General features: G+C 66.9%; 17 protein-coding genes. 12 read left to right on the top strand and 5 right to left on the bottom strand.

Annotated features, from left to right (window positions below; translation table 11 throughout):
- Positions 1-154: 154 nt before the first annotated feature.
- From KUV38_RS12950 to KUV38_RS12915, 8 genes are all read left to right on the top strand, one after another.
- Positions 155-1,177 carry a PotD/PotF family extracellular solute-binding protein gene (locus tag KUV38_RS12950; RefSeq protein ID WP_222470445.1) on the top strand — a complete coding sequence of 341 codons (1,023 nt, stop codon included), beginning with the start codon at positions 155-157 and terminating at the stop codon, positions 1,175-1,177.
- A gap of 64 nt (positions 1,178-1,241) precedes the next feature.
- A complete protein-coding gene (locus KUV38_RS12945) occupies positions 1,242-2,093 on the top strand; it encodes an ABC transporter permease (protein ID WP_222470444.1) in 852 nt (283 codons plus the stop codon).
- A 1-nt stretch (position 2,094) separates the two neighbouring features.
- On the top strand, positions 2,095-2,904 hold the full coding sequence (locus KUV38_RS12940) for an ABC transporter permease (protein WP_222470443.1): 810 nt from the start codon (positions 2,095-2,097) through the stop codon (positions 2,902-2,904).
- The gene (locus KUV38_RS12935; RefSeq protein WP_222470442.1) at positions 2,894-4,027 is read left to right on the top strand and encodes an ABC transporter ATP-binding protein; all 1,134 of its coding nucleotides are present in this window, start codon (positions 2,894-2,896) and stop codon (positions 4,025-4,027) included. Before KUV38_RS12940 ends, KUV38_RS12935 begins: the two co-directional genes overlap by 11 nt.
- Positions 4,024-5,010 (top strand): NAD(P)H-quinone oxidoreductase, encoded by a 987-nt coding sequence (locus KUV38_RS12930; protein ID WP_222470441.1) that lies wholly within the window; start codon positions 4,024-4,026, stop codon positions 5,008-5,010. The genes KUV38_RS12935 and KUV38_RS12930 overlap by 4 nt, the downstream gene beginning before the upstream one ends.
- A gap of 21 nt (positions 5,011-5,031) precedes the next feature.
- A complete protein-coding gene (locus tag KUV38_RS12925) occupies positions 5,032-5,448 on the top strand; it encodes a RidA family protein (protein WP_222470440.1) in 417 nt (138 codons plus the stop codon).
- An 11-nt stretch (positions 5,449-5,459) separates the two neighbouring features.
- Positions 5,460-6,134 carry a DUF1028 domain-containing protein gene (locus KUV38_RS12920; protein WP_222470439.1) on the top strand — a complete coding sequence of 225 codons (675 nt, stop codon included), beginning with the start codon at positions 5,460-5,462 and terminating at the stop codon, positions 6,132-6,134.
- A 94-nt stretch (positions 6,135-6,228) separates the two neighbouring features.
- A complete protein-coding gene (locus KUV38_RS12915; protein ID WP_222470438.1) occupies positions 6,229-7,155 on the top strand; it encodes a LysR family transcriptional regulator in 927 nt (308 codons plus the stop codon).
- A gap of 21 nt (positions 7,156-7,176) precedes the next feature.
- On the opposite strand, the gene nhaA is transcribed toward KUV38_RS12915, so the two are convergent.
- From nhaA to KUV38_RS12890, 5 genes are all read right to left on the bottom strand, one after another.
- Positions 7,177-8,985, bottom strand: a complete 1,809-nt coding sequence (gene nhaA, locus KUV38_RS12910) for a Na+/H+ antiporter NhaA (protein ID WP_222470437.1) — start codon at positions 8,983-8,985, stop codon at positions 7,177-7,179.
- Between the two features lie 73 nt (positions 8,986-9,058).
- Positions 9,059-10,627, bottom strand: coding sequence for an FAD/NAD(P)-binding protein (locus tag KUV38_RS12905; RefSeq protein WP_222470436.1), 1,569 nt, complete (start codon positions 10,625-10,627; stop codon positions 9,059-9,061).
- A gap of 15 nt (positions 10,628-10,642) precedes the next feature.
- A complete protein-coding gene (locus KUV38_RS12900; RefSeq protein WP_222471072.1) occupies positions 10,643-11,701 on the bottom strand; it encodes a YeeE/YedE family protein in 1,059 nt (352 codons plus the stop codon).
- A gap of 54 nt (positions 11,702-11,755) precedes the next feature.
- Positions 11,756-12,106, bottom strand: coding sequence for an ArsR/SmtB family transcription factor (locus KUV38_RS12895; protein ID WP_222470435.1), 351 nt, complete (start codon positions 12,104-12,106; stop codon positions 11,756-11,758).
- Positions 12,107-12,126: 20 nt separating this feature from the next.
- Positions 12,127-12,534 (bottom strand): hypothetical protein, encoded by a 408-nt coding sequence (locus KUV38_RS12890; RefSeq protein ID WP_222470434.1) that lies wholly within the window; start codon positions 12,532-12,534, stop codon positions 12,127-12,129.
- Positions 12,535-12,610: 76 nt separating this feature from the next.
- On the opposite strand from KUV38_RS12890, the gene KUV38_RS12885 reads away from it, so the two are divergent.
- The 4 genes from KUV38_RS12885 to soxY all read left to right on the top strand — a co-directional run bounded on the left by KUV38_RS12885 (position 12,611) and on the right by soxY (position 15,030).
- Complete coding sequence (locus KUV38_RS12885) at positions 12,611-13,378, top strand: cytochrome c biogenesis CcdA family protein (RefSeq protein WP_261385218.1); 768 nt, start codon at positions 12,611-12,613, stop codon at positions 13,376-13,378.
- Positions 13,379-13,392: 14 nt separating this feature from the next.
- Positions 13,393-13,953: a thioredoxin family protein gene (locus tag KUV38_RS12880; protein ID WP_222470433.1), complete on the top strand. Its 561-nt coding sequence runs from the start codon at positions 13,393-13,395 to the stop codon at positions 13,951-13,953.
- A 135-nt stretch (positions 13,954-14,088) separates the two neighbouring features.
- Positions 14,089-14,565, top strand: coding sequence for a sulfur oxidation c-type cytochrome SoxX (soxX, locus tag KUV38_RS12875; protein ID WP_222470432.1), 477 nt, complete (start codon positions 14,089-14,091; stop codon positions 14,563-14,565).
- A 45-nt stretch (positions 14,566-14,610) separates the two neighbouring features.
- Entirely contained in the window at positions 14,611-15,030 is a 420-nt protein-coding gene (gene soxY / locus KUV38_RS12870) for a thiosulfate oxidation carrier protein SoxY (RefSeq protein WP_222470431.1), read from the top strand.
- Positions 15,031-15,045: the final 15 nt, after the last annotated feature.

The raw sequence follows: 15,045 nt of genomic DNA, 5'->3' as shown, positions 1-15,045 counted from the left end.
TTAGGCATTGGAACAGGCACCACGGAAGGGGGCAGCATGATGGATCGACGAGGGGAGCGGTGCAGGACCGTCGCATCGCTGAGCCGCCCCGAAGCCTCCACCCCCTGACCCAAAGGCGGCCTCGCCGCCGCAGACCGACAACATGGAGACCCACATGAAACATCCTCTCGTCGCCGCCCTGGCGCTCACCGTCATCGGCACTTCCGCCGGGGCCGAAACCCTCACCGTCAGCACATGGGGCGGCTCGTTCCGCGATCTGATCGACGCCACCATCGCCAAGAAGTTCACCGAAGAGACCGGCGTCGAGGTGGAGTATATCACCGGCGGCACCATCGACAGGCTCAACGCCGCCCGGATGAACGCCGACAGCCCCGAGAGCGACGTGACCTTCACCACTTCGCACATCGGCTGGCTCTACCAGAATGCGGAGCTCTTCGAAGAGCTCGACATGAGCAAGATCCCGAACGCCGCCAACCTCGTGGAGCAGGCCAAGATCAGCCCCGGCCACATCGGCGCATGGGCCTATGTCTACACCATCGGCTACCGGCCCGACATGCTGCCCGAAGGCATCGACTTCGACAGCTGGGAGGATCTGTGGTCGCCCGAGCTTGAGGCCTCCATCGCCGCCCCCGATTTCGACCCCTCCCACATCATCGCCGTCTCCGCCATGCTGGCAGGCGCCGATGCCGAGAACTGGGAAGCCGGGCAGGAAAAGCTGATGGCGCTCAAGCCCAACTTCAAGGCCTTCTACACCAACGATGCCAACTCCCAGCAGCTGATCTCCACTGGCGAGACGCCGGTGCAGATCCTGCTCTCGATGAACGCCTACCACATGCAGAACGAGGGCGTTGATATCCAGCTGGCCATCCCCTCCGAGGGCGCGGTTCTGGGTGTCGATACCATGGGTATCACCGCAGGCACCGAGAAGGCCGAGCTGGCCTATCAGTTCATCAACGCGGCCCTCGACCCCGAGGTGCAGGCCGAGATCGCCAAGATCAAGAAGGGCAGCCCGGTCGTGACCGGTGTCGAACTGCCTGCCGAGGTCTCCGAGCTCCCCGGCGTCTTCACCACCGCCGAGCAGTGGGACAGCCAGACGCTGATCATCCCCCACGCCCTGCGCGCCGAGAAGACCGCCGAATGGCGCAAGTGGTTCTCCGAGAACATGATCGCCAACTGATATCCCCCGCCGGGCCGGGGCCCTCACCCCCCGGCCCGGCACCTTGAATGACCTGAAGAGTACCATGACCAAACGACCGTTCCTGGGCTGGTTCGTCACCCCCGCCGGGCTCATCGCCATCGGCATCGCCGCGTCGTTTCTGGCGATCCTGCAATACAGCCTGCGCGCCCATGTGCCGGGCATGCTCGATCCCGGCGGCTTCACCTTCGACAACTTCACCACGCTGCTGAAGCCCGCCTACGGCAAGGCCTTCATCACCACCGTGCTGCTCTGCTTCTGGACGGCGCTCTTTACCCTGCTCATCGGCTACCCGCTGGCCTTCGCCATGCTGCGCACCCGCTCCGGCTGGATGCGCGGGGCGATGCTCATCATCACCCTCACGCCGCTCTTTCTGGGCGAGGTGGTGCGCACCTATTCGTGGATCATCGTGCTCGGCAATCAGGGCTTTCTCAACTCGGCCCTCCTGGGGATCGGGCTGATCGACGAGCCGATCTCCTTCATGTTCACCACAATGGGCGTGGTCATCGCACTGGTGCACTTCACCCTGCCCATCGTCGTGATCATGCTGGCTGCCGCCATCGCCCATATCGACCGCAAGCTGGAGCAGGCCGCTTTCAGCCTCGGGGCAGGGCGCGTCCGGGTGTTTCTGACCGTCACCCTGCCGCTCTCGGTGCCTGGCATCGTCGCCGCCAGTTCCACCGCCTTCGCATGGACCTTTTCAGCCTTCGCCACACCCCAAATGATCGGCGGCGGGCAGGTCGTCACGATCTCTACGCTGGTCTATCAGGTCGGCTTCGCCTCCTTCAACTTTCCACTCGCCGCCTCGCTCTCCCTCGCGGGTCTGCTCTTCACCATCGCGGTGCTGAGCATCTTCAACCTCGGCATGCGCCGGATCGAGCGGCAGGGAGCCCACTGACATGAACCGCACACCCCTCGACCACTTGCTCACATGGTCCGGCCGCATCCTCGTGGCACTGATCCTCGGCTTCGTGCTGCTGCCCTTCGTGGTGGTGCTCATCGCCTCCTTCAACCACTCCAGCATCCTCACCTTTCCGCCGCAGGACTGGTCGCTGCGCTGGTATGCCCATGCCTTCGAGTATGACGACTTTGCAGATGGGGTTAAAAACTCCCTGATCATCGCCGCCTTCGGCTCCACCCTCGCGCTGGTCGCAGGCACCGGCTTTGCCTACGTCCTCAACCGCTACGAATTTCGCGGCAAGGCCACGCTCCACGCGGTGCTTATGTCGTCGCTGGTGATCCCCAACTTCACCATCGGCCTCGGCCTGCTGATCCTCGCGGCCTCGGTCTCGATCCCGCGCAGCATGGGACTGCTGGTCTTCCTGCACATCACCATCGTCCTGCCCTTCGTGGTGCGCTCGGTCTACGTCAGCCTGCAGAACTTCGAGCGCCAGCTTGAGGCCGCGGCCGAAAGCCTCGGTGCCGCGCCGCGCCGGGTGCTCTTCACCGTCACCCTGCCGCTGCTGCTGCCCGGCCTCGCCGCCGGCTGGCTCTTCGCCGCGATCCTCTCGTTCAACGAGTTCACCGCCTCGCTCTTCCTGGTCAACCAGCGCACCCAAACGCTGCCCGTGGCCATGTATAACTACGTGCGCGAATACGCCGACCCCACGCTCGCCGCCGTCTCGGTGATCTACGTTGTCGCCGTCGCCGCCATGCTGATCCTCGCGCACATCTTCTTCCGGCTCGAAAAGGTCTTGAATGTTGATTGATCCCAAGCTGCACCAGCCCGCCGAGGCCGTGCCCGGGCAGCCCCCCGCCCGCCCCGCCGTCAAGATCGACGGCGTGTCCAAAAGCTTCGACGGCACGCTGGCGCTGGAGCCCACATGGCTGAAAATCCGCAAGGGCGAGTTTCTCACCCTGCTCGGCCCCTCCGGCTGCGGCAAGACCACGCTGCTCAACCTCGTCGCGGGCTTTCTGGAGCCCGACAAGGGCGAGCTCTTCATCGACGATGCGCTGGTCACGCAGGTGCCCGTCCACAAGCGCGAGATCGGCATCGTCTTTCAGAACTACGCGCTCTTCCCACACATGAACGTACTGAAGAACGTCGAATACGGGTTGCGCACTCGCGGCGTTCCGGCCGCCGAGGCCCGCGATCGGGCGATGGAAACCCTCCGCCTCGTCAAGCTCGACCAATTCGCCGACCGGCGCCCCAAGCAGCTGTCCGGCGGCCAGCAGCAGCGCGTGGCATTGGCCCGTGCGCTGATAATCCGCCCCAAGGTGCTCCTGCTCGATGAGCCCTTCTCCGCGCTCGACCGTAACCTTCGGGCCGCCATGCAGATCGAGCTGAAGGAAATCCAGCAAAGTCTCGGCGTCACCACCATCTTCGTCACCCACGATCAGGGCGAGGCCCTGAGCATGTCTGACAGGATCGCCGTTATGTCCAAGGGCCGCGTCCGCCAGATCGGCACGCCTGAAGAGATCTACGCCAGCCCGGCAGACCGTTTCGTCGGCACCTTCGTGGGCGATGCCAACCTGCTCACCGGCACCGTCACCGCCCGCGACTCCGGCACCCTCACGCTCGACCTCGCAGGCACCCCCCTGACCCTCCCCCAAAGCGCCGCCCCCGAGGCTGCTGTGGGCGAGACGGTCGAGCTTTTTGCCCGCCCCGAGGCCTGCCAGCTCGTCGCACCCGGCACTCCAGGCGCCGTGCCCGCCACGGTCAGCTTCGCCGTCTATCAGGGCGCCCACGTCGAGTTGCACCTTGCCTGCCCTGCCGCCCCGGACGGGCCGATCATGCTGCGCGTCCCCGTCGCCAATGTGCCAAAGGTCGGCGCGGCTGTCGCCGTGGCCCTGCCCGAAGCCCCCGTCATTTTCACCGGAGAGGCGCAATGAAGGCCATCACCGCATCCCAGCCCGGCGGCCCTGAGGTGCTTGAAGTCACCGACCGCCCGCAGCCGCAACCCGGACCGGGCGAAGTGCTCATCGAAGTCGCCGCCGCCGGGGTGAACCGCCCCGACATCATGCAGCGCTCCGGCGCTCTGCCCGCGCCCCCTGGCGTCACCGACATTCTCGGGCTGGAAGTCTCCGGCACCGTTCTCGCCGTGGGCGAGGGCGTGCAATCCCCCGCCGTGGGCGAGACCGTGATGGCCCTGCTGAACGGCGGCGGCTACGCCGAATGCGCGCTCGCCTCCGCCGACCTCTGCCTCCCCGTCCCCGAGGGCCTCAGCCCCACCGAGGCCGCCGTGCTCCCCGAGGGCCTCTTCACCCTCTGGCACAACCTCTTCGAGCGCGGCCGCCTCGCGCCGGGCGAAACCGTGCTCATCCACGGCGGCTCCAGCGGCATCGGCACGCTGGGCATCCAACTCGCGCTGGCGACCGGCGTGCAGGTCATCACCACCGCCGGCGGGCCTGAAAAATGCGCCCGGCTCGAGGCCATGGGCGCCCGCGCCATCGACTACCGCACAGGCCCCCACGCCGAGGCGGTGCTCGACCTCACCCAAGGCGAGGGCGTCAACGTAGTGCTCGATATCGTCGGCGGCGCGGCGCTGGCCCAGAACCTCGACTGCCTCGCCCCCGAGGGCCGCCACGTGAGCCTTTCGTTCATGGCCGGGCCGCAGGCGCAGGTCGATCTGTCGAAGGTCATGCGCAAGGGCCTCTGGCTCACCTCCTCCACCCTGCGCCCCAAGCCCGCGCACGAAAAGGCCCGCCTCGCCCGCGCCGTCCGCCAGCACCTGCTGCCGCTTCTCGGCCCCGGCAAGGTGGCCCCCTTGCTCTCCCGCAGCTTCCCGCTGACGCAAGCCGCCGAGGCCCACCGCTTCCTCGAAAGCGGCCAGAACTTCGGCAAGATCGCCCTCCAGATCGCGCCCACCGAATAACCCAAGCCCGAACGGACCCAAATGGAACACCACCGCATCCGCCCCTTCAACACGGCCAAAACCTACCCCGAGCAGAAGCTCGACAACGACCTCGCCCAGGGCGTCGTGACCACAGGCGGCAAGATCGTCTGGCTGCGCGGCCAATGCCCGCAAGAGCTGGATACCGCCGTCAACATCCCCAGCCACGACCCGGTGGAGCAGACCCACAAGGTCATGCAGAACATCAAGCAGCTAATCGAAGAGGCAGGCGGCAACATGGAGCACCTCGTAAAGGTGGTGGTCTACATCACCGACGTGCGCCACCGCGAGGCGGTGTACCGGACGATGGGAGAATACATCAAAGGCGTGCATCCCGTGTCCACCGGCCTCGTGGTGCAGGCCTTGGCCCGCCCTGAGTGGCTGGTCGAGATCGACGGCACCGCCGTCATCCCTGACTGAGCGAGGCCCGCATGACCTTCTCCCTCGTTGCCCATTGTGCGCAGACCGGCCAGTTCGGCATGGTCGTCTCGTCCTCCTCCCCCGCCGTGGCCGCCCGCTGCGCCCATGCTCGCGCTGGCGTTGGCGTGGTCGCCTCGCAAAACGTGACCGACCCGCGCCTCGGCGCCCATGCGCTCGATCTTATGGAGCGGGGAGCCACCGCACGTGAGGCGGTCTCGATCCTCGAACGCACCGGTTCGCACATGGAGTACCGGCAGGTGCTCGCCGTCGGGAAATCCGGCCAAAGCGCCGTCTATTCCGGCGAGAACGTGCTGGGCCTCTGGTCCTCCGCGCAGGGCAATGACGTGGCCGCAGCGGGCAACCTGCTGGCCGACAGTGGCGTGCCCGAGGTCATGGTGGGCAACTTCCTCCACAGCACGGGCCACCTCGGCGACCGCCTCATGCAGGCCCTCCGCGCCGGGCTCGACGGCGGCGGCGAGGCCGGGCCGGTCCATTCCGCCGGTCTCCTGCTGGTCGACAAACAGAGCTGGCCGCTGGCCGAGCTGCGCATCGACTGGACCGAGGAGTGCCCGATCACCGCGCTGGAGGCCGCATGGGCCACCTACAAGCCGCAAATGGCCGATTACGTCGCCCGCGCGCTCGACCCCTCCGCCGCCCCCTCCTACGGCGTGCCCGGCGACGAGTGACGCCACGCACCCGGTGCAAACCGGCCATCGCGCTTTGCGCCCGCCCGCGCTAGGCTGGGCGCACCACTCACACACCGCGCCAGAAAGACCCGCCATGCCCCTGCGTTTCACCCTGCGACAGCTCGAATACTTCGTGGCCGTCGGCGAGGCGGGCAGCATCTCGCTGGCCTCCGAAAAGGTGAACGTCTCCGCCCCCTCCATGTCGTCGGCCATCGCCCAGCTTGAAGCGGGCTTCGGCGTGCAGCTCTTCACCCGCCGCCACGCACAAGGCTCGGTGCTGACCGAACCGGGGCAGGCCTTCATGGAGCAGGCGCTGAAAATCCTCGCCGAGGCTGACAAGCTCAACGACCTCGCCCACATCGTCTCCGACACCGTGCGCGGCTCGCTCCGGGTGGGCTGCCTGCGCACCTTCGCGCAAATCCTCATCCCCCAGCTGCGCCGCCAGTTCGAAGACAAATATGCCGATGTCGACTTCACCCAACTGGAGCTGGATCAGGCCGAGATATTCGAAGGCCTTCGCAGCGCCCGGATCGACATCGCGCTCACCTACGATCTTGCCCTCGTGAGCGACATCGCCTTCGAGCCGCTGGTCAAGCTCCCGCCCTACGTGATGCTCCCGCCCGAGCACCCGCTCGCCAGCCGCAGTACGCTGGAGCTGGCCGACCTTGTCGATCACCCGATGGTCCTGCTCGATCTGCCTCACAGCTCCGATTACTTCCTGTCGCTCTTCCGCAGCCTCGGGCGGCGGCCTCAGGTGATCGAGCGGACCCGCGAAATGGCGGTGCAGCGCAGCCTCGTGGCCAACGGCTTCGGCTTCGGGCTGGCCAACATCCGCACGGTGTCCGACACCGCGCCCGACGGCAAGCCGCTGATCTTCCTGCCGCTCTCCGGCAACCCCGAGCCGCTGAACCTCGGCATCGCCACCACCCGCGCGGTGCATGTGTCACGCCGGGTGCAGGCCTTCATCGACCATTGCCACGACCTCGTGGATGCCCGCCGCCTGCCCGGTCTCGTCGTCTGACCTCTGCCGCCGCAGGCCCACTCAATCGCCGCGCCGCCCGCCGATGGCAGGCGCGCGGGCGATCAGCACCGAGCCGGTGATGGCCGCCACCGAGGAGGCCAGCAGCACCGCCAGCTTCACGCTCTCCAACTGCGCGCCCTCGAAGGCCGCCGAGCTGATGAAGATCGACATGGTAAAGCCCACACCGGCCAGAAACCCCGCTCCGATCATCTGCTGCCAGCCGATCTCGGACGACAGCCGCGCAAGGCCCAGCTTCGTGGCGATGAAGACGATGCCAACGATCCCCAGCGGCTTGCCGATCAAAAGCCCCAGCATCACCCCCAACGCCTCGGGCGCCATCGGCGAAAAGCTCGACCCGATGATCAGCAGCCCGGTGTTGAAGAAGGCAAAGAGCGGCAGGATCAGAAAGTTCGACCAGTTCTCCAGCGCGTTCTGCAGGTGAAACCCCGGCTCCCGCAGCCGCTCCACCGCGTTCTGCAGCCGGTGCACCGCAGCATCGCCCAAACCGTCCTCCGCCGTGTCCGCCTCCACGATCGCGGCGGCCTGCGCGGCAATGCCCTCCGGGTCCGCCGGACGGCGCGAGGGGATCGCGGCTGCTGTCAGCACCCCCGCTAGCGTGGCATGCAGCCCCGACTCGTGGACGAAGTACCAGAGCACCACTCCAAGGATCAGGTAGGGCGCCCGGTTATAGACCCGCCCCACCGCCAGCCCGATCATCAGCGCTAGCACAAGCACCGCCACAAGGAATTCCGCCATGTGAAACCCGTGGCCGTAGAACACCGCGATGACGAGGATCGCTCCAAGGTCATCGGCAATCGCCAGTGCCGAGACGAAGACCTTCAGCGAGGTCGGCACCTTGTCGCCCAGCAGCGCCATGATTCCGAGGGTAAAGGCGATGTCCGTCGCCATCGGCACACCCCAGCCATGCGCGGTGTCTTCGCCCCAGTTGATGCCCGCGTAAATCAGCGCCGGCACCACCATCCCGCCCAACGCGCCGAGGATCGGCAGGATCGCCCGGTCCCGCGTGGACAACTCGCCAAAAACGATCTCCCGCTTGATCTCGATCCCGACCAGCAAGAAGAACAGCGCCATCAGCCCGTCGTTTATCCACGCTTCCAGCGACAGCCCAAAGCTGGCGCCGCCAAAGCTCAGGGCAAACTCGGTCTCGCGGAACTCTTCGTACCAGTCGTGCCAGCCGATGTTGGCGATGGTCAGCGCGGCGAGCGTGGCAAGGATCAGCACCAGCCCCGCCGAGGCCGCCCAGTGAAAGAAATCCTCGCTCGCCAGCGCCAGCCGCAGCCCCAGCGGCTTTTCCACCGCCTCGATCAGCGAGTCCTCGTCCCACGCGCCCTCATAAAACCGCCCGTCGATGAAGATCAGCGGCATCATGATGTCGTCCACCGCGCCAAGGCTCTCGCGGTCCTCGTCGATCCGGGCGCGGGTCTCGTCGGCGGCAAAATCGGCCCGAAAGCGCGCCATATCGAGGCCCAGCTTCTCGGCCAGGCGCTCCACCTTGGCGGGGGTAAACTTCGGCGGGCTCTCGAACAGCGCCTGATGCATCTCGATGAACCGGCCCTGCCGATGTGCGGCAATGGCGGCGCGGGCGGCGTGCTCCGATCCGTCCGTATCGTTTTCAGGCTCGATGAATCGCACCGCTGTCGAGGCGTTCTGCGCACCAAACCGCCCCGGCGAGCGCTGCACGATATCGCGGATGCGGCGGGTGTGCGGGCAGGCGTAGTCGACAAACCACACCGTCTTGACCCGCCCGGTGCCCTCGCCCAGCAGAATGTCGCGCTCGGCGTCGAAGGGCTTAGCAAGCGTCGGGGCCATCTGGGTCTCTCCTGCGGTCGCGCGTGTCAGACAGCTTAGGTGGGGCGCGGTGCGGCCATCTCAAGACACCCGCTCAGCTTTGCCGCGCCAGCACCCCCTCGGCCCAGCGGTCGGCGGCGGCGCCAAAGCAGTCATGCACCGAATCCACCGCGATCACGCTGCCCGAGGCCATCCGCCCCAGCACCGCCAGCCCCTCCGCCGGGCGGCCATCGCGGGCAAGTGCGCTGCCATCGGCGGCCACGGCGGCGCCCAGCCCCTCTGCCACCTCGTGCAGCCAGCCTGCATCGCGCAGACCCGCCAGCGCCGGGTCGGTCACCGGGCCGAGGGCAGGGGAGGGCAGCACCGCATCCACCATCGCCTCGGCGGTCAGCTCCGCCGTGTCGCCATCCAGCACCCAGCCCTCCGGCACCAGCCGGATGTCGGGGTCTTCCACCGCCCGCAGGTCCACCACGCCCGCCGCGATCAGTGCCAGAAGTTCCTCGGCAGAGCGCAGCGGTGGCCCGTAAGAGTAGCGCTTCAGCGCATCGTCGAATTTCAGCAGCGCGGCGGCGGTCTCCGGGGCCATCCGCGCAGGGTTGAAGCCTTGCCTGAGCGCGTTCTGCCACTTCCGCCAGAGCTGCCCCAGCGCATAGCCCACATCCGGCGCCCCGCCCCGTGCCATCTCCACATGAGCCTCCAGCGCCTCCACCGCGCCGCGCGTCTCCTGGCTGCCCGGAGCTTCGCGCTCCTGCGCCAGCCAGCCGCGCACCGCGCACTCCTCCACGCCCGCCAACCGCGCCACCGGGGCCTCCAGCGTGGCGCAAACCCGCTCCAGCGCCGCCTCCGACGCCATGCTCACGGCCTCCGCCAACCCGGCCTCGAAGGCCTCCGTCTCCGCCTCCAGCGGCTCAAAACACGCATCCACTTCGGCATTGGCTGGCTTCGGCGCCGGCGCCTGCCCATCCAGCGAGAAGGGTACGATCCGCGCAGGCTCGCGCCCCGAGCGAATGTAAGCGTCGCCCTCAAACCGCCCGCCCTGCCCAAGCGTCAGCAGCCGCAGCACATCGAGAGTCGAGAGGCCAAGCCCGCGCACCCCGACCACCTTGCCCGCCCAGTCGCGGGCGGCCTCTTCCAGCGCCGTTCCGGGGTAAGCAGGCCGCAGCGGCAAGCCGTGCCGCTCTGCATGATCCTGCCAGTCTGCAAGCTGCGGGTCCGGCGCGCTCTCGGCCTGGCCTTGCGTCAGCAGCACCTCGTCAAACGGCCCCTGCGCGTCACCCGCCTCCAGCCACCAGCCATCCTCACGCCGCTCGATCCGCGCCACCTTCTCGCGGTGCATCACCGGACGGAGCCGCGCCTCCAGCACGTCGAACCTTTCTGCAAAGAACCGCCCGAGCGCCGCCCGCGGCGGAAAATCCTCCGGGTCGCCGCCCAGCCACGCGCCAAAGGCCCCGCCGTCGATCCGCACCCCGCGCACTGGCAGGTTCAGCAGGCACAGTGGGCTTTCATCGGGCGAAAAGTTTGGCCCCGCACCGCAGGGCCGCACCGGGTCAAACAACTCCAGCCGCGGGGCATCGGCCCGCTTGGCCAGCGCCTCCGCCGCGCCAAGCCCCCTGGGCCCCATCCCAATGATCGCAATCCGGCTGCCGCCCTTCGTCTCACTCATGGGCGCGACTGTCGGCTATCCCCGCGCCGTGTGGAAGCCCGAAATGAGTTGCCGCAGCCCCAGCGCCGCGCCCGCGTAGATCGCGGCAAAGGTCAGCGGGGCCGACCATGCCAGCACCGAGAAGGCGCTGATCCCTTGTCCCACCGAGCAACCCACCGCAAGCACCGCGCCGGGCCCCATAAGCGCCGCGCCGATCATCTGGCGCTTCAGCTCGCGAGGGTCTTCGCAGGCCTCCCACCGAAAGTGCCCCTTGATCAGCGAGCCGGCAAAGGCGCCGATCAGCACGCCCGCCACCGAGCCCACGCTAAAGCTCAGCGTGTTGCCGCTCGCCGTCATCAGCCAGAAGATCGTGTCCCCCAAAGGCTGCGAAAAGCTGTGTGTGGTGATCCGCTCGCCATCGAACCCGGTGTGCGCCACCCACCACGTCCCGATCCAGCCCGAGAGCACCGCAAGGCCGACCACGATGCCCCAGAGCACATGGCCCGGCGAGCGCAGCATCTCCCGGCTGGCGAGGCCCAGCAGCAAGATCGCCCCGCCGATGGCCAGCGCCACCACCACGGGCGAGAGGCCCGTTGCCCCGCCGAGGCTCTCGGCAAACCCCTGCGGCGCCACCGCCATGTCGTCGACCGGAAAGAGCCAGACACGCGCATGGGCCAGCGGGCCGGACAGCACCGCATAAGCCGAAAGGCCCATCACCAGCACAATGATGAACCCGCGCAAATCGCCGCCGCCCAGGCGCGCCAGCGCTCCGTAACCGCAGTTGCCCGCAATCGCCATGCCGTAGCCAAATAGCAGACCGCCGATGATGCTGCCGAGCGGAGACCAGACGCGGCTGAGATAGAGCGTTTCGGTGGGGTCGAAGCTACCGCCCGCGCGGGCCAGCGCCGCGCCGATGACGGCGGTGCCGATCGCCAGCGCCCACATCCGCAGGCGGCGGCTGTCCCCGGCATAGAGCTGGTCTTCGATCGCGCCCAGTGTGCAGAACCGCCCGATCCGGGCCGCAAGGCCCAGCAGCAGGCCGCCCGCCAGCCCCACGAGGGCGACGGCGTTGGCATCTCCGATCCGGTCAAGAATGGTGTCGAACACCCGGCTCTCCTCCCAAAGGCCCGGACATCCGCAAAGGGCGCGTCAGCCCTCCTTGCAGAACATCTCGTAGACGACTTCCATCATCTTCTTCGGGCGGTCATCCGCGAGGCTGTAGTAAATCGCCTTGCCGTCCCGGCGCGGGGTCACGAGCCCTTCGAGCCGCAGCCGCGAAAGCTGTTGCGACACGGCGGCCTGCCGGGCACTCAGCAGCTCTTCCAGCTCGGTCACCGTCTTCTCGCCCGTGGCGAGGTGGCACAGGATCATCAGGCGACCCTCGTGGCTGATCGCCTTCAGAAAGTTGGCGGCGGCGGTCGCATTGGCCACCATGCGCTCCATGTCCTCGGCGCACATGTTCTTGTCGAACACCGGAAGGTTGGGTTTGTCGTCAAGCATCTCTCGCGTTCCCTCGCCTCTCATCCTTCAGCCCCGGCGCTCGCCGTCAGAGCCACCCCGTTCTGCTCCAGCATCTGCCCCAGTAGCCCCCAGAAAAAGTCCTCGCCCGGATAGCCCTCGATCCGCGCAAGCTCTGCGCCATCGCGGACCAGAACGAAGGTGGGCGTGAAGTGCAGACCACGGGCAAAGTCGATGTCACCGGGCGGCGCGCCAATATCCACACGCTGCAGCGGCGCGGCCTGTCCCTCGGGCGTCTTGCCGTAGATCGGGCCAATCTCCTTGTTCCACCGCGCACACCACGCGCAGCCGGCCTCTTCCACCATGACAAGCACCGTCTCGGCCCGTGCCGCAAGGGGCAGGACCGCGAGGGTGAAGGTCAGGAGGAGAGCCGCAAGCCGCAAGGGCGCCGATCCCGATTGACGTTCCATTCAACAAACATAATATGATAATGGGTCCGAAACAAGGCCCGTCGTCAGTGCGCTGCCCGCGCGCGGATGGCCCAAAATGACAGCCCGTAAAAAGGAGGAGGCGGCCATGCTGCTCGACGTCGGCATCTGGAGCGCCTTCATCGGCGGGCTCATCGTGTTCTTCTCGCCCTGCGTGCTGCCCATCGTGCCCTTCTACCTCAGCTACATGGCCGGGGTCGGCATGTCCGAAATCTCCGCCGATGGCACCCTCGCTCGCGGCGCCCGCCTGCGGCTGATCGCCTCCGCCATTATGTTCTCGCTCGGCATGATGACCGTCTTCGCGATTCTCGGGGCAGGGGCCTTTGCCATTTCCGAACTGTTCAAGACCTACATCGACTACTTCCGCTACGCCGCCGGGGCGCTGGTGCTGATCATGGGCCTGCACTTCCTCGGCCTCTACCGCATCGGCTTCCTCGACCGCACCCTCCAGATCGACGCGGGCGACACCTCCAACATGACCATCTGGTCGAGCTACCTCGTCGGCCTCGCCTTCATGGCCGGGTGGACGCCCTGTGTCGGCGGCGTGCTCACCGGCGTCTTCATGATGGCCTCCACGGGTGAGACCGCATGGCGCGGCCTGCTCATGGTCAACGTCTTCGGCGCGGGCATGGTGCTGCCCTTCATCCTCGCCGCGCTCTTCACCGCGCCCTTCATGCAGTTCGCCGGGGCCTTCCGCAAACACCTCGGCAAGATGGAGAAGGTCATGGGCGCCTTGCTCATCCTCTTCGCCGTCCTAATTCTCACCGGGACCGTCAACGCCATCGCATGGTGGCTGATCGAGAAATTCCCGGCCTTCACCAACTGACCAAGGAGGCACCCATGAAACGCCTGCTCACCTTCCTCGCTGCCGCCCTCATGGCCAGTGCTAGCCATGCCGCCGAACTGGGCGACGACGGGCTGCACATCGAGCCGTGGTTCCGCGACACCTTCAAGGACATGTCCGAGGATCTGGCCGAGGCGGGAGCCGAGGGCAAACGCTTCATGGTCATCATCGAGCAGCGCGGCTGCATCTACTGCACCAAGATGCACGAAGAGGTGTTTTCCGACCCGACGGTGAAACAGCTGATCGAAGAGAACTTCTTCGTCGTCCGCCTGAACATGTTCGGCGACATCGAGGTGACCGACTTCGACGGCGAGGCAATGGCCGAGAAAGACATGGTCAAACGCTGGAACGCGCTCTTCACCCCGACGATTCTCTTCTTCCCCGAAGATGTCGAGGACGGCAAAACCGGATCGCAGGCCGCCGTGGTCACCATGCCCGGTGCCTTTGGCAAATGGACCACCATGAACCTGCTGACCTGGGTGCTGGAAAAGGGCTACGAGGGCGATGAACCCTTTCAAAAATACCACGCCCGCAAGTTCGCCGAGCAGCAGGGCTGAGGCCAATGCTGCGCTGCAACATAATCAATAATTCAGGTAACTGAATTTGTTATTGCGGTGGTGCCCGGTTGTGCGCTACCGTATGCCGACAAAGGTAGCGGGTCCGCAGCGGCCCGGCCACCCAAGGGAGGGATCATGAACAAAACGCTTGGAGCGATCGCCGCCGCAACCGTGCTCGGCACGGCAGCCTGGGCCGAAACCGTCGCCCCCACCGCCGTTGCCTACGATGATTACGGCGCAGTCGAAGCCTCGCTCACCGGCGCGCCCGGTGATGTCGAGAATGGCGCGGTGCTGATGAACAAGGGCGCGGGCAACTGCGTCGCCTGCCACCAGATCGGCGCGCTGCCCGAACTGGCCTTCCAGGGCGAGATCGGCCCGGCGCTCGACGGAGCCGGCAGCCGCTGGACCGAGGCCGAGCTGCGCGGGATCGTGGCGAACGCCAAGAAAACCTTCGAGGGCACCATGATGCCGTCGTTCTACAAGACCGAGGGCTTCATCCGGCTCGGCAACGCCTACACCGGCAAGGCCCATGAGGGCGATGTCGCCCCGCTTCTGACCGCTCAGGATGTCGAGGATGTCGTCGCCTTCCTGATGACCCTGAAAGACGAATAACCCATTGCTCACCGGCCCGATCTGCGGGCCGCCAAGGAGGCTTCAATGACCCTTAGCAGACGAGACACCCTCTTCCTCGGTGCTGGCGCCGCTCTGGCCGCCGCCCTGCCGATGCCCGCCATGGCCGATGCCGTGGCCGATGCGATCTCCGCCTTCACCGGCGGGGCCGACGTGGCCGAAGGCGGCGTCACCATCGACGCACCCGAGATTGCCGAGAACGGCAACACCGTGCCGGTCGGCGTGTCCGCCGAAGGCGCAGAGAGCATCATGGTGCTGGCCACGGGCAACCCCACGCCCGCTGTCGCCACCTTCACCTTCGGTGCGCTCGCCGCGTCGCAGTCCGGCTCCACCCGCATCCGCCTCGCCAAAACGCAAGACGTGATCGCAGTGGCCAAAATAGCAGACGGCAGCTTCAAGCAGGCGTCCGCAACCGTGAAAGTCACCATCGGCGGCTGCGGCGGCTGAGGCAGAGATAGAGGA

It is taken from the genome of Vannielia litorea, assembly GCF_019801175.1.
GTDB lineage: Bacteria > Pseudomonadota > Alphaproteobacteria > Rhodobacterales > Rhodobacteraceae > Vannielia > Vannielia litorea_B.
Note: the sequence above shows the minus strand (reverse complement) of the source record. Positions and strands in the feature narration are given on the sequence as shown.

Excerpts from the sequence above, each read along its gene's own strand:
- KUV38_RS12890 (WP_222470434.1), bottom strand. The coding sequence starts at position 12,534 with ATGGAACGTCAATCGGGATCGGCGCCCTTGCGGCTTGCGGCTCTCCTC.
- soxY (WP_222470431.1), top strand. The coding sequence starts at position 14,611 with ATGACCCTTAGCAGACGAGACACCCTCTTCCTCGGTGCTGGCGCCGCT.
- KUV38_RS12920 (WP_222470439.1), top strand. The coding sequence starts at position 5,460 with ATGACCTTCTCCCTCGTTGCCCATTGTGCGCAGACCGGCCAGTTCGGC.
- KUV38_RS12940 (WP_222470443.1), top strand. The coding sequence starts at position 2,095 with ATGAACCGCACACCCCTCGACCACTTGCTCACATGGTCCGGCCGCATC.
- KUV38_RS12895 (WP_222470435.1), bottom strand. The coding sequence starts at position 12,106 with ATGCTTGACGACAAACCCAACCTTCCGGTGTTCGACAAGAACATGTGC.
- KUV38_RS12935 (WP_222470442.1), top strand. The coding sequence starts at position 2,894 with ATGTTGATTGATCCCAAGCTGCACCAGCCCGCCGAGGCCGTGCCCGGG.
- nhaA (WP_222470437.1), bottom strand. The coding sequence starts at position 8,985 with ATGGCCCCGACGCTTGCTAAGCCCTTCGACGCCGAGCGCGACATTCTG.
- KUV38_RS12945 (WP_222470444.1), top strand. The coding sequence starts at position 1,242 with ATGACCAAACGACCGTTCCTGGGCTGGTTCGTCACCCCCGCCGGGCTC.
- KUV38_RS12950 (WP_222470445.1), top strand. The coding sequence starts at position 155 with ATGAAACATCCTCTCGTCGCCGCCCTGGCGCTCACCGTCATCGGCACT.
- KUV38_RS12915 (WP_222470438.1), top strand. The coding sequence starts at position 6,229 with ATGCCCCTGCGTTTCACCCTGCGACAGCTCGAATACTTCGTGGCCGTC.
- KUV38_RS12905 (WP_222470436.1), bottom strand. The coding sequence starts at position 10,627 with ATGAGTGAGACGAAGGGCGGCAGCCGGATTGCGATCATTGGGATGGGG.
- KUV38_RS12930 (WP_222470441.1), top strand. The coding sequence starts at position 4,024 with ATGAAGGCCATCACCGCATCCCAGCCCGGCGGCCCTGAGGTGCTTGAA.
- soxX (WP_222470432.1), top strand. The coding sequence starts at position 14,089 with ATGAACAAAACGCTTGGAGCGATCGCCGCCGCAACCGTGCTCGGCACG.
- KUV38_RS12885 (WP_261385218.1), top strand. The coding sequence starts at position 12,611 with ATGACAGCCCGTAAAAAGGAGGAGGCGGCCATGCTGCTCGACGTCGGC.
- KUV38_RS12880 (WP_222470433.1), top strand. The coding sequence starts at position 13,393 with ATGAAACGCCTGCTCACCTTCCTCGCTGCCGCCCTCATGGCCAGTGCT.
- KUV38_RS12925 (WP_222470440.1), top strand. The coding sequence starts at position 5,032 with ATGGAACACCACCGCATCCGCCCCTTCAACACGGCCAAAACCTACCCC.